Origin of the sequence: Acidiphilium sp. AL (assembly GCF_025499445.1) — a bacterium.
GTDB lineage: Bacteria > Pseudomonadota > Alphaproteobacteria > Acetobacterales > Acetobacteraceae > Acidiphilium > Acidiphilium iwatense.
On sequence record NZ_JAIMBZ010000065.1, the window covers coordinates 1 to 12,140 of the forward strand.

Below are 12,140 nucleotides of genomic sequence, written 5' to 3' on the forward strand. Positions count from 1 at the left end.
GACCGCGTTCGCAGGCTGGAACTACGTCTCGTCGGTGGGAACGATCATCTCCGGGATCAGCACGCTGATCTTTTTCTACGTGCTGTTCCGTATTTTCACCGGCAAGCAGGCTCTGGCCGACAATTACTGGGGCGATGGGACGACGACCCTGGAATGGACCGTGCCGTCCCCCGCGCCGCACCACACCTTCGAGGATGTTCCGGTGATCCGATGAGGTCGTCGCCAGCCATCCTGGAAGTCAAGGCAATATGCAAAGCGAGGTAATATGAGAAAATCCCTGAAGTCAGCTCCCGTCGTCGCGGCTCTTCTTGCGGTACCGGTATTGGCAATGGCCCATGCCTATCCTGCTCACGAAACGCCACCGTCGGGTGCTGTGCTGAAACTGCTTCCCGGCGAGGTCTCAATCAACTTCACCGAGACCGTCAACCGGCATTTCAGCGGTATCGTGGTCCAAGGACCGAATGGCAAACAAGTCAGTCACGGCGAGGCGACGTTAGAACGCAACGACCCCAAGACACTGGTCATCCATCTGCGTCGATCAAATCGAGCCGGGCGCTATACTGTTCTTTGGCATGCGCTCGCATCCGACGGGCATCGAACGCATGGACGTTACAGTTTTCAAGTGACGCCGTGAGCGTCTCCACCGATCTGCTCGTTCGAGGTGCCGCCCGCGGCATTCATGTCGCGGCTTCGCTCGCCATTCTCGGCACCACCGCAGGTTATCGCCTATTTGCTCAGGCCGGCTTGCAGCGTGACAAATCATCGGCCGCACGCAACGCTCAGAACGCAATCGTCAAGTTTCTACGTGCAAGTTTCGCTGTGGCGGTCATCGCTGGTTTGATCTGGCTCCTCTGCGAAGCCATCTATGCCTCGGGATCAAACCAGATCACCTCTGGTTTTGATGCCATTCTGCCGTTGCTGCGCGACACGAACTTTGGTCACCTTCTCATTATCCGGATGATCTTGATGGCTGGTGCCGTGTTGGTATTCGGCCACGGACAGAGTAACCGTCGCGTCCTGTTGGCCGGAAGCTTTGCCGCCGTCGCCGTCGCGTTGCAGGCCGGGCTTGGGCACGGTGCCGCCATGGGCGGGGCGGAGGGACATCTGCTGCTCGCGACCCTGATCCTGCATCTGCTCGCCGCGGGACTGTGGCTCGGCGGCCTGGTTTCCCTTCTCATCGTCGTCAAAGCCGTCACGCCCGAAGCGGCCTTTCGCGCGGCGACGTGGTTTTCCCGCCTGGGCATCGCCTGCGTGATCACCATCGCCGTGACGGCGGCGATTCAGGGCTGGTATCTGATCGGCAGCATCCCCGCCTTGACCGGCACGGCCTATGGATTGGTCGCGGTCGGAAAACTTGCATTATTCCTGATCCTCTTGGCGATCGCAGCGATGAACCGATGGCAGACGTCCCGCCTTACGACGTTGCGCGGTCAGCGCGCCAAGGATTTTCTATACAAATCCATTGCGATCGAAACAGCGATCGGCCTCACCGTCGTCGTGCTCGCAGGCATTCTGATGGAACTTCCGCCCGCCATGGACATCGCGAAAATGAATATGACCGGTTAGCAAACTCGTTGAGTAACGTTCTCACTAGCGCATCGCCTGTCTTGACGCCTTGTCACTCAAGCGTCGACCGGCTGGCCGGTGGCCGTCCATTGGGGATGGCTGCTTTCCGGGCAACGGATATCGTAACCTCGGGTACGGAGCACGGCAAAAATCGCGAAGGCGAGGGCGTAATCCGGTCCCTGGCAAAACGTGGGATTGACGTGGTGGAAAGATCACGATGACTCGCAACCGACCGGTAATCTTCATTTGGCTCGCCGTTACCCTCCTTGGCTGGGTAACATTGGAGGTCATCGACTCCTACTTGCCGGATGGAGCGGCGGCGCTCGCAGCGACACCTTGGCTCGTATGGCAGTTTACGCCGATTATTATCATTCCGATGGTCTATGTCGTGGTCTGGTACGTGCGCGGTCGGCGCCGGAGCGGACAAGCGATCGGAGCGCGGGACGCTTTCTTCGTAGCGGCGATACTGTTGCTGTTCCTGGTTCTACAATCGCCGATCGAAGGTTTTTCCGATCAATTCCTTACCATCCACCAAGTCGAGCACATGACGCTCGATATGATCGCACCCATGCTTCTGATGCTGGCAGCCCCGCAAGCGGCCCTGTTGCGCGGTATGCCGGGGTGGCTACGCCATAAACTTGTGCCCGGCATCATGGGTAATGGCGCGTTCCATCGCACCTTCGCCACAATCAGCCAGCCGATTCCGGCGAGCCTTGTGTTCGTCGGAACCAGTGATTTCTGGATGATCCCGCGGATTCACGATGCCTCGTTGCGCGTCCCGTTGATCCACGATCTCTGGCACGTCACGCTCTTCGCAAGCGGCTTGATCTTTTTCTTCCGTCTTCTTGATCCGCGGTCAGTCCCACTCGGCGCGCCGCTGCTCGCTCGCATACTGATGTGCTTTGTAGCCGAGATGAACTTCATTCTGTTCGGTTTCTATCTCAGCGCCAAATCCGTCGTCCTCTACGATGCCTACGGGCGTATGGCGCCTTTCTGGCATATTTCGGCGCTGGGCGACGAGCGCTTCGGCGGTCTGACCATGTGGATCGACGGTTCGACAATGATCGCACTCGGTGCCCTGATCGCGCTCTACCGAATTGCCAGCCACGAAGACCGCACCGCCGGTCGCCGCATCGCCCTTGTCGGCGCCAAGCCGGTGCGCGGCAGCGAATTCCACGTCGGGAAGCGGCGGAATAACCGCAACCTCGCTTTCGGATTGGTCGGATTTGTCGGTTTCATGTTGATCGGCACCATGATCGCTGCCGTCGTTTACGATCACATGACGAACCACCAAGCCGACGCTGCGGCTTTTAGTCAAATGAGAGCAAGGACGCTTAATGGCCCGTCTGCTCACGAGGTCAGATTGACGTCCAAGTCACCGCAGTCTGATAAGCCGTGATCTCAGCCATCGAAACCGCTCCTCGATAGATGTTGAACTCGTTCCAACTGGCCGGTCTTCTGACCCACCTATTCGTTCTTGCGCTTGGCCTCGGGGGACTGATCGGTATCATCCCGCTTGCGCGTGGCCGTCGCGCCGGATCCGGTTTGGTTCTGATGGCCATCTCGATGGGTATAGTGATTTTGGCGCCCCGCTGGAATTTTGGCATCGCGGGCGTGAGCGCTTATGTCGTGGGCTTCCTGGCCGGGCTATGGCTTCTCCTTGGGCCGGAACACGGGAAATAAGTCCTTGGATCTACAGCTTTATCAGGTGACCAGAACTGCTCGCGGCGGGATGACTCCGTCCCGGACTCCCGGAAAATCCTGGAAAATCCTGCATCGACCCAACCAAGCAGACCAAAGCAACGTCGAAGCATTCTGTCGAAGCTTGTTAGTGCGACGCCAAATAAGAGATCAAAGTCATTGCACTCGGAGAATCCCAAGGCGCCGCACCCGGTATATATCCGACAATCAAACCGCCCGGATCGATGACATAAGTGATCGGTAGAGCATAGAGCGGGAAAATCCCACGTCCCGGATTGGCGGCATAGAAATAACCAACCTGTTGGTCGGGGTCGACGATCACCTTCAGATGAGTCAGATCGTGCTGTTTGTAGAAGGCTTCCACATTGGCCTTGCCACCGTCATCGACTGCAATCGGCAGGATCGTGGCCTTCGTCCCTTTCAGTTTCGCTTGTAGCCGATCCAGCAACGGCATCTCATAGACGCAGGGTACACACCAGGTTGCCCAGAAATTGACGAGAACGACGCTGCCGCGCAGGCGCTGGAAGTCGATGGTACTGCCGCCGGTGGTCACGATCGGCTTGGTCGGCACCGGCCGTTCCGGGACAATTTGAGTGTACTGACCATCGTAGCTGTAGAACGCTGGAGGTAGCGCGCTCTGGGCGGCCTGCGCACTCGGCGTCATCCAGCCGACAGCCGGCATACCTACCAAGCCGAATAATGATCGTCGCGAGACCGGCTTCATGGCCGAGCCGTTTTCTTCATGGCATTACCCATCATGGCGCGGCACTTACGACAAGAGGCGCAAGGCGGGTTTAAGCTGATTTTCGATGATCTCTGGGAACAGAGGCCCGGCAGTATGCCAGCGCACCATGCCACCAGGAGTGACCAGGAAACTTTCCGGCACGCCATAGACCCCCCAGTTGATCGCGACCCGTCCGCTCAGATCGGACGCAATCCGCCGATACGGGTTGCCGTATTCTGCGAGATACAGTGCGAGCGGTTTCGGTTTGTCCTGGTAGGCGATGCCCCAGATATCCAGCCCCGATTTCGCGATGCCGACGAGATACGGCGCCTCCGCCTTACAGGCGACGCACCAGGACGCAAAGAAATTGACCAGCACCGGGCGCTTCTGGGCAACCAGCGCAGCCTGGTCGAACCCTTTGTTGCCATCGACCCCCGGCAGAGTGAAAGGAGGCACTTTGTGACCGACCAGCGGATTGTTGAACGCCTGCGGGTTGTAAGTGCCGGTGCGCATCCGTTCCAAGAGCGCGTAGAACCCGATCCCGCCCACCGCCACGGTGGCGAGCGGAATACCGAGCATCAATCGGCGGGAGATTTGTGATGTCGCCATGAAACCGCCTCAGACCGTTGCCGAACGGGTCGGCAGGGTCCGACGGGATAACGGGCTAATCATGGCAATCTCCCAAGGATGATTAAACGTTTCCGGTTCTTCATCGGGCAGGCTCCCATCGTCGCGGCAGTCACCACCGATTCGCGAAAGTCGTGCTTTGTCATTAAAGTTCTATTGACGCACCCTATCGAGTACCCGCTCCGATAAACGGCGGGAAAAGCGGAGAACCACGCTGATCCTTGACGCGTCACGTGGAAACGCCGCGCCGTTGGGTGGTTTTGGTGTGGCGGGGGCGTGTTTCTCGTGCCTCATGCTCGGAGCGCGCGACGTGATCCGCGAGGTCATCCATGATCGGACAATCTGGCCGATGGTCGCCTTGGCAATGATCGGCCAGATATTCAATCGGACCTAGCATGGCCTCGAGATCCGCGATTTTGCTCCGCAACGCGGCGGCGTGGTCGAGAGCAATCCGCTTGACGTCGGCACTCGCACGGTGGTGGTCTCGCCAGAGGGCCAGTAGCCGCATGATAGCGTCGATCGAAAATCCGAGATCGCGGCCACGGCGAATGAAGCGGAGCGTGTGGACATCGGTAATCGCGTAGTAGCGATAGCCACTATCGTTTCGAACGGCTTTCGGGATAAGACCGATGCTTTCGTAGTAACGGATCATTTTGGCAGGAACGCCGGAGGCTTTCGCGGCGTCGCCGATCGTCATAGAGGTCATTCTGCTGCTTTCTCGATCAGACGGCCTCGCGGGAGGGCCGAGGCACCGGTGATTCGCGAAACCGTGCTGCCTCTCGGGTGCCAGCGGCGCAGCAGGAGCGCATTTGATACGACGCTGACGCTCGAAAACGCCATGGCGGCGCCAGCAACCACCGGGCTGAGATAACCGAGCGCCGCAAGCGGAAGACCAACGACATTGTAGATGAATGCCCAGAACAGTCCCTGACGAATCTTGCTGAAAGTCGCGCGTGATATATCAAGCGCGGCCGCCACCAGGGCCGGATCGCCGCGCATCAGCGTGATCCCCGCCGTGTGGATAGCGACGTCGGAGCCGGTCGACATGGCGATGCCGACGTGGGCGGCGGCAAGCGCCGGTGCATCGTTGACGCCATCTCCGACCATCGCAACCTTGCGGCCGGCACGCCGGAGTTCATTCACGACATCCGTTTTGTGCTCGGGCAGGATCTCGGCAATCGCCTCGTCGATACCGAGAATTCGGGCTGCGGCGTCGGCGCTGCCCTGGTTGTCCCCGGTCAGCATTATGACGCGCAAGCCCATGGCACGCAGAGAGCCGACGGCGTCATGCGCCGTCGGCTTCAGCGCGTCGCCGAAGCCGATCAGGCCAAGGACGCGCGGGGTCGTTGTGCTAACATCAAGCAACCAGGACACAGTGCGACCCTCACGTTGCAGGGCTTCGGCACGCCCGGCAAGTGCGTCGGCATCGATGCCGTGCTCGGACAGCAACCGGCTGCTTCCGAGCACGAGGTTGCGGCCCTCGACCATGGCGGTAATGCCGCGACCCGGCAGAGCTTTTACAGCGGTTGCCGTAGGCGCCCGTACACCTTCGGCTTCCGCCCTTGTGGGCACGGCCTTGGCGAGAGGATGTTCGCTGCCATGCTGTACGGCTGCGGCGAGACGCAGCAATTCGAAGCCGTTGAGCCCGTCGGCGGGCTCGAGAGCGATTATAGATGGGTTGCCTTCGGTCAAGGTGCCGGTCTTATCGAAGGCCACGGTGTCAATGCCGTGTGCTTCCTCCAGCGTTTCGGCATCCTTGATCAAGATTCCGTATCGGGCCGCAACCCCGGTTCCCGCCATGACTGCGGTCGGGGTAGCGAGGCCAAGGGAACACGGGCAAGCAATGACGAGGACAGCAACTGCGCTCAAGATTGCCTGCTCGATATCGCCGGTGACGAGCCACCACCTCACAAAAGCGATCCAGGCGATAACGAGCACGACCGGTACGAAAACGGCGGCAACCCGATCGACCTGCTTCTGGATCGGCGCCTTGGCCGCCTGCGCATTCTCCACCAATCGGACGATGCGCGCGAGCGTTGATTCGGCGCCTACCGCCGTGGTTTCGATGAGCAAGAGACCGTCGCCATTGATTGCGCCGCCAGTGACCTTGTGACCCACACACTTGGTCACCGGCAAGCTTTCCCCCGTCAGCATCGATTCGTCGGCCGAACTCTCACCCTCACGGATCAGGCCATCGACGGGAATCCGCTCGCCTGGCCATACCACTACAAGATTCCCCACGGCGACCCTGTCAATCGACACCTCCCGCTCTGAACCGTCGGTGGCACGCAGCCGCGCGCGCTCTGGCCGTAGCGCGGACAGTGCTCGCAGAGCTGCGCCAGTCTGCCGCTTGGCGCGAGCCTCCAGCCACTTGCCGAACAGAATAAGCGTAATGACGATCGCGGACGAATCGAAATAGAGCGTCGGCGTGCCGCCATAAGTCCAGGATCTCAGGAGCATGTAGAGGCTGAGAAGATAAGCCGCTGAAGTGCCAAGCGCGACCAGCAGGTCCATGTTGCCGGTATGAGCCCGCACTGCCGTCCAGCCTGCGCGGTAGAATCGCGCGCCGAGCCAGAACTGCACCGGAGTAGCAAGGACAAGCTCCACCCAGCCTGGAAGTGCTATGCTCACCCCTGCAACGTGGAGGATCATTGCAACGAGAAGTGGTGCAGTCAACGCGGCGGCGATGCCGGCATGAATCAGTTCGCGCTGCGTCTCTTGCCGTTTCGCTGCTTCGGCATCCGCATCGCCACCCTCCGGGATCGCGTGCGCACCATAGCCCGCCTTTTCGACTCGCCCCACGCAGGAGGCGCAGGTCATGCCCTCAATGCCGAGATCGAGGACATCCATTTAGCGGCGGCTGGGATGGCGGCTGGGCAGAGCCGTTTCAAGCATCGCAAGAATCTTTCAACTGAATCGACACCGGATCTGGTCACCGGTACCAAATCCATGGTTACAGGTTCCTACAATAGGAAGGTCAAGCCTTAAACTCACCGCCCGGAGCTCAGCGGGAAATCTCGGGTTCTTCAGGCGGAAAGAACAGGTCTTGACCCTTCCTATATTGGAAGCCCCACACTTGTTTGCGTGCCACATCCTCGAACATATCTTACTCCGGCATCGTCCGCGAACGTCCCGCAGGTTAGGACTGGTACACACCGGATTTAAATACGCCAACTGAACAAGAGGAATGCAGTGCATACAGTAAACGAGACCACGATCGCCGACGGGCTGGTCGGTGCGATCGGCAACACGCCGCTGATCCGGCTCAGGCGGGCCTCCGCGGCGACCGGCTGCGACATTCTCGGCAAGGCGGAATTCATGAATCCTGGGGGCTCGGTGAAGGACCGTGCCGCCATCGCCATCATCGAGGACGCGGAGCGGACGGGCGCGCTGCGGCCGGGCGGCACCATCGTCGAGGGGACTGCCGGCAACACCGGAATCGGGCTGACCCTCGTTGCCAATGCGCGCGGCTACCGGTCGGTCGTCGTGATGCCGGAGACCCAGAGCAGAGAAAAGATCGACTTCCTGCGGATGATCGGTGCCGATCTCCGGCTGGTGCCCGCGAAACCCTACCGTGATCCGGACAATTACGTGCATGTCTCGCGGCGGATTGCCGAGGAAACCGATGGTTTTTGGGCCAACCAGTTCGACAACACCGCGAACCGGGAAGGCCATCGTCTGACCACCGGCACCGAAATCTGGGCGCAAACCGGCGGCCGCGTCGACGCGTTCACCTGCGCCTGCGGCACCGGCGGGACGCTGGCCGGCATTGGCATGGCCCTGAAGGCGCGGCGCCAGGAGGTGCGGATCGTGCTCGCGGACCCGGAGGGCAGCGGGCTGTACGGGTGGCTGAAATCCGGCGATCTCACGCCGAGCGGTTCATCGATCACCGAGGGAATTGGCCAGTCGCGCGTCACCGCCAATCTTGAAGGAGCACCGATCGATGATGCGGTGAGAATCCTCGACGCCGAGGCAGTGGAACAGGTGTTCGACCTCATGATCCACGAGGGAATTTCGGTCGGTGGGTCGGCGGGGATTAACGTCGTCGCGGCGATCCGCGTCGCCCGCGATCTCGGCCCCGGGCACACGGTGGTGACGATCCTGTGCGATGGCGGCGCGCGCTATCAGACAAAATTGTTCAACCCTGAGTTCCTCCGCGGCAAGAATCTCCCCGTTCCTCCGTGGCTTTGATTCGCTATCCACCAGTAGTACTACTGATGATCGGAGCACCACGTTAAAGGACGTTCCCCCATGATGCCGCCCGTGCCTCACATTGATATGACCGTCACTGCGGGGCCAATCTTCGCCTTGTATCTGGACTGGCGGCGACCTTCAGACCGGATCACGCTGTTAGGGCTGTCTGAGTTCGGGCAGCACGGCGCGCCCGCCAGATCATGACCGCGCCGATCGCGATCATCGGAATCGACAGCAATTGGCCCATAGTCAAGCCGAACATCAGGTAGCCGAGAAACCAGTCTGGCTGGCGGAAAAACTCCGCCGTGGTCCGCGCAATCCCGTAGCCCATCACGAATATCCCTGCGAGATAGCCGGGTTGGCTGCGTATCCGCTCGCTGCGTGATACCGTATAAAATTCAGCGCATCGGCAGTGATGATGCAGCCTTTCAACGACAGTAATTTCAGAAGTTTGGGCACCGCGGCGATCTCATTGGACTTCTCGTCCACCGCCAACTGGCCCAACAGCAGCCGTTGTCCAACCGACCAGGCATGCAGCATGTGCAACGGCGACTGCCCCGCTGCCCGATCGAAGGAACGCCGCAATGTCTTGCCATCGATCGCCACTACGCCTTGGAGAGTGTCGGCGAAGCGTTGCATGAAGCGGGTGAAGCAGGCTGTGAATGCAACAGGATCGAGCAGCCGGAAAACCCGGCTGAAGGTGTCATGGCTGGGAATGCCATGCTTGAGGGTCAGAAATTGCCGAAGGAAGGGCTCCTTGGCCTGGCCAAACAGCGGCATATCCGAGCAATCCTCGCCACCGCACAGCATGGTGCACAGCGCGATCATCAAGATCTCATGCAAATTGTGGCGGCCATTGTCCTGCCGTGGATCGGTGACCTCGGCAAAGCAGGCGATAAAATCTTCCATCGGGTGGCCTCAGAGCTGAATCCAACCCCTTGGAAATCCAACTGCCGCCGACCCGCAACCCCGTTTGTCCACACTGAAAACCCAAATGCGATTCCCCTGCACTTTATGCCAAATGAATTACATCGACCTGATCGTAGCGCAACCTGACACTTCGGCCGATCCTCTCCGCCTGCCGACAGGAGGACAATGCTTCACATTGCCATCGATAGCATCTACAAGCATCGTGACTGAAAGGAATCTCCATGGCCACCAAAGTAAAAACTCGATCCACGACACGTCGCACGCCGACAACCGGCAAGCCGACACCAAAAGTCGCAACGAACAGGAAATCTACCCCGCTGACTGTCAAGCCCGCGCGTGCGGCCGCGATCCCGGCAACGCGCAAAAGCGTTCCCGCAAAGGCTTCGCCGGCCAGCAAGGCGGCCGCGAAACCTGCTATCAAATCGGCCAAAGCGACAGTGCCGAAGTTGTCGGTCACCGAACTTCGGGCGGAGGTTGAACGCCTGCAGAAGGTCAATGCCACTCTCCGGACGAAGAACAAGGCGGAACGCGCGGCAGCGTCCGAAGCGGTGGCGCGGGCTGGATCCCTCCAGGGTGAAGTGGACAGCCTGAAGGCAAAGATCGACAGGGCGGAGAGGAAGGCGGCGAAGGTGGCAGAGGCCGAGAAGCCGAAGGCCAAGCCGGTGAAGGTTAAAAAGACGTCTCCCACGACCGATGCGCCGAAGATGGAAGCTCCAGAGGAAGCGGTGGACGATCTTCCGCCGACCGTTGACTGACGTTTGCCTTCCAGGACGCGGCGATCACGTCCGGGGTGATTTGCAGGCGCCTCGCGAGGAATCGCCGACATTGAGGCCGCGCCGTGCCGGTTCGTGACCGTTGACACTTTCACACCAGAGAGGTGAGATAAGCGGATGGAAGATGAATTGAACCCAGGCGACAAGGTCATGTTGAAGTCGGGCGGACCGGTGATGACGTTCGATGAGTACGAGCAAGTCCTGGACGGGAAGATGGCAACCTGTTCGTGGTTCGCGGATGGGGAAAAGATCCAGGAACGGTTTTTCACGGAGTCGATAAAGCGCGTGGAGGAATAGCTCAGAGTCCATTTCGAATCTGATTAGCAACGTCCAAGCCTTCGCAGGAGGATGGTGGTTGAAGCGGCGTATAGGAAGGCTTCTGCGGACGATATGAGTTTTTCGACATCGCGGGAGAAGCGGCGGTTCCGGCCGATCCAGGCGAAGAACCGTTCGACCACCCACCGCCGCTTGTGAACTTGAAACCCAACTTGACCATCGATCTTGCGGACGATTTCGACGGCGATGCGCGTGGCGTTGGCAACACGCTCACCCGCATACGCGCTATCGGCGAACACGCGCTCGACAAAAGGGAACGACGCGCGGGAGGCTCGCAACAGCGATACGGCACCGTCGCGGTCCTGGATGTCGGCCGGGCCGACTTGAAGTTTGAGCGCCCGCCCGTCGGTGTCCACAAGGGCGTTGCGCTTGCGTCCTTTGATCTTCTTGCCGGCATCATAGCCACGCGGACCGCCGGCTTCGGCCGTCTTGACGCTTTGGCTGTCGAGCACGGCGGCAGAGGGGCTGGCGTCGCGCCCCGTGCGCTCACGATCGTGCATGACAAGATGATGATTGATCCGCTCCCAAGTCCCGTCATCGCGGAACCGCGCGAACCAGCGATAGACCGTCGAAAGCGGCGGAAACCCATCCGGCAGCATCTGCCACGCGCAACCGGCGCGCAGCACATAGAAGATCGCCTCGACGATGCGACGCATCGGCCACCTGCGCTTGCGCCCGCGCGAGCAAGGCGACGGCAAAAACGGCTCGAGAATTTTCCATTCCGCATCTGTCAGGTCACTTCCATAGCGCAGGTCAGAGCGGCTATGCTGCGCACGGGCGGAACCCGCTCAAGGTTCCGCGTGCGGAGCACGTGGAAAAGCGGTGGAGGGGGTCGGGGTCCACATGAGGAAATGATCTCCAGCAAGGCTTCGAACACCTGCTTGGAATCACGTCTCGTCCGGCCATCCAACCCCTCATAACGATCGTTCCACATTGATTCCGAAACGGCCTCTCAGAGGCTGTCTCGGAATGATGGTGCAATGACGGGTTGGATGGCGGGGCGAGGTGTGATTATGGGATGGCCCGCCCCTCTCTGAGGTAACTCGGGTAGGGTTTGCCTCTTTTTACAAAGGAGGGCGGGATGACGGGTATTGCGTTTCATTACAGTCGTGATTTTTATCTTGCGAAACGGCGGGATGTCTGAATCTATGTATCTGCTCATCCTGGTCCGTCGGCCAGTTGAATCGATTGTGAATTGACGTGACCACGGCGGATACGATTCGACGGGAGGCGTGAGCGAGCTTCCTGACCTGTCCCTTCTATCGCATGCTGAGAAAGACGCGCTGATC

The 12,140-nt window shown here is 60.0% G+C and carries 12 protein-coding genes and 3 pseudogenes; 8 read left to right on the forward strand and 7 right to left on the reverse strand.

Annotation, left to right across the window (positions count from 1 at the left end; genetic code table 11):
* The 5 genes and pseudogenes from AiwAL_RS18815 to AiwAL_RS18835 form a co-directional block, all read left to right on the forward strand.
* Positions 1–214 (forward strand): annotated as a pseudogene (locus AiwAL_RS18815) (cytochrome c oxidase subunit I); the annotation flags it as partial.
* Between the two features lie 51 nt (positions 215–265).
* The gene (locus tag AiwAL_RS18820; protein WP_013640725.1) at positions 266–634 is read left to right on the forward strand and encodes a copper resistance protein CopC; all 369 of its coding nucleotides are present in this window, start codon (positions 266–268) and stop codon (positions 632–634) included.
* Positions 631–1,566 carry a copper resistance D family protein gene (locus AiwAL_RS18825; RefSeq protein ID WP_262313338.1) on the forward strand — a complete coding sequence of 312 codons (936 nt, stop codon included), beginning with the start codon at positions 631–633 and terminating at the stop codon, positions 1,564–1,566. Before AiwAL_RS18820 ends, AiwAL_RS18825 begins: the two co-directional genes overlap by 4 nt.
* 217 nt (positions 1,567–1,783) lie before the next feature.
* Positions 1,784–2,965: a cytochrome c oxidase assembly protein gene (locus tag AiwAL_RS18830; protein WP_231844412.1), complete on the forward strand. Its 1,182-nt coding sequence runs from the start codon at positions 1,784–1,786 to the stop codon at positions 2,963–2,965.
* Positions 2,966–2,994: 29 nt separating this feature from the next.
* A complete protein-coding gene (locus tag AiwAL_RS18835; RefSeq protein ID WP_235705933.1) occupies positions 2,995–3,249 on the forward strand; it encodes a hypothetical protein in 255 nt (84 codons plus the stop codon).
* A gap of 145 nt (positions 3,250–3,394) precedes the next feature.
* Here AiwAL_RS18835 and AiwAL_RS18840 read toward each other — a convergent pair whose 3' ends face one another.
* From AiwAL_RS18840 to AiwAL_RS18855, 4 genes are all read right to left on the reverse strand, one after another.
* Positions 3,395–3,991: a TlpA disulfide reductase family protein gene (locus tag AiwAL_RS18840; RefSeq protein ID WP_235705932.1), complete on the reverse strand. Its 597-nt coding sequence runs from the start codon at positions 3,989–3,991 to the stop codon at positions 3,395–3,397.
* 45 nt (positions 3,992–4,036) lie between these two features.
* Entirely contained in the window at positions 4,037–4,600 is a 564-nt protein-coding gene (locus AiwAL_RS18845; protein ID WP_013640718.1) for a DsbE family thiol:disulfide interchange protein, read from the reverse strand.
* 247 nt (positions 4,601–4,847) lie between these two features.
* A complete protein-coding gene (gene cueR / locus AiwAL_RS18850) occupies positions 4,848–5,315 on the reverse strand; it encodes a Cu(I)-responsive transcriptional regulator (protein WP_013640717.1) in 468 nt (155 codons plus the stop codon).
* A gap of 5 nt (positions 5,316–5,320) precedes the next feature.
* Positions 5,321–7,468, reverse strand: coding sequence for a copper-translocating P-type ATPase (locus AiwAL_RS18855; RefSeq protein ID WP_262313339.1), 2,148 nt, complete (start codon positions 7,466–7,468; stop codon positions 5,321–5,323).
* A gap of 342 nt (positions 7,469–7,810) precedes the next feature.
* On the opposite strand from AiwAL_RS18855, the gene AiwAL_RS18860 reads away from it, so the two are divergent.
* On the forward strand, positions 7,811–8,809 hold the full coding sequence (locus AiwAL_RS18860) for a cysteine synthase A (RefSeq protein ID WP_235705929.1): 999 nt from the start codon (positions 7,811–7,813) through the stop codon (positions 8,807–8,809).
* A 151-nt stretch (positions 8,810–8,960) separates the two neighbouring features.
* Here the strand turns inward: AiwAL_RS18860 and AiwAL_RS18865 are convergent.
* Together AiwAL_RS18865 and AiwAL_RS18870 are read right to left on the reverse strand one after the other, a co-directional pair.
* A pseudogene (locus AiwAL_RS18865) lies at positions 8,961–9,197 on the reverse strand (prolipoprotein diacylglyceryl transferase family protein); the annotation flags it as partial.
* Between the two features lie 11 nt (positions 9,198–9,208).
* Positions 9,209–9,721 (reverse strand): annotated as a pseudogene (locus AiwAL_RS18870) (ISAs1 family transposase); the annotation flags it as partial.
* A 242-nt stretch (positions 9,722–9,963) separates the two neighbouring features.
* Between AiwAL_RS18870 and AiwAL_RS18875 the strand changes: the two are divergent.
* Both AiwAL_RS18875 and AiwAL_RS18880 read left to right on the forward strand, forming a co-directional pair.
* On the forward strand, positions 9,964–10,497 hold the full coding sequence (locus AiwAL_RS18875) for a hypothetical protein (RefSeq protein ID WP_235705926.1): 534 nt from the start codon (positions 9,964–9,966) through the stop codon (positions 10,495–10,497).
* Between the two features lie 135 nt (positions 10,498–10,632).
* Positions 10,633–10,812, forward strand: coding sequence for a YodC family protein (locus AiwAL_RS18880; RefSeq protein ID WP_235705924.1), 180 nt, complete (start codon positions 10,633–10,635; stop codon positions 10,810–10,812).
* A gap of 23 nt (positions 10,813–10,835) precedes the next feature.
* Here AiwAL_RS18880 and AiwAL_RS18885 read toward each other — a convergent pair whose 3' ends face one another.
* On the reverse strand, positions 10,836–11,603 hold the full coding sequence (locus tag AiwAL_RS18885) for an IS5 family transposase (protein WP_262313340.1): 768 nt from the start codon (positions 11,601–11,603) through the stop codon (positions 10,836–10,838).
* Between the last annotated feature and the right edge of the window lie 537 nt (positions 11,604–12,140).

Excerpts from the sequence above, each read along its gene's own strand:
- AiwAL_RS18820 (WP_013640725.1), top strand. The coding sequence starts at position 266 with ATGAGAAAATCCCTGAAGTCAGCTCCCGTCGTCGCGGCTCTTCTTGCG.
- AiwAL_RS18830 (WP_231844412.1), top strand. The coding sequence starts at position 1,784 with ATGACTCGCAACCGACCGGTAATCTTCATTTGGCTCGCCGTTACCCTC.
- AiwAL_RS18880 (WP_235705924.1), top strand. The coding sequence starts at position 10,633 with ATGGAAGATGAATTGAACCCAGGCGACAAGGTCATGTTGAAGTCGGGC.
- AiwAL_RS18835 (WP_235705933.1), top strand. The coding sequence starts at position 2,995 with ATGTTGAACTCGTTCCAACTGGCCGGTCTTCTGACCCACCTATTCGTT.
- AiwAL_RS18840 (WP_235705932.1), bottom strand. The coding sequence starts at position 3,991 with ATGAAGCCGGTCTCGCGACGATCATTATTCGGCTTGGTAGGTATGCCG.
- cueR (WP_013640717.1), bottom strand. The coding sequence starts at position 5,315 with ATGACGATCGGCGACGCCGCGAAAGCCTCCGGCGTTCCTGCCAAAATG.
- AiwAL_RS18875 (WP_235705926.1), top strand. The coding sequence starts at position 9,964 with ATGGCCACCAAAGTAAAAACTCGATCCACGACACGTCGCACGCCGACA.
- AiwAL_RS18845 (WP_013640718.1), bottom strand. The coding sequence starts at position 4,600 with ATGGCGACATCACAAATCTCCCGCCGATTGATGCTCGGTATTCCGCTC.
- AiwAL_RS18855 (WP_262313339.1), bottom strand. The coding sequence starts at position 7,468 with ATGGATGTCCTCGATCTCGGCATTGAGGGCATGACCTGCGCCTCCTGC.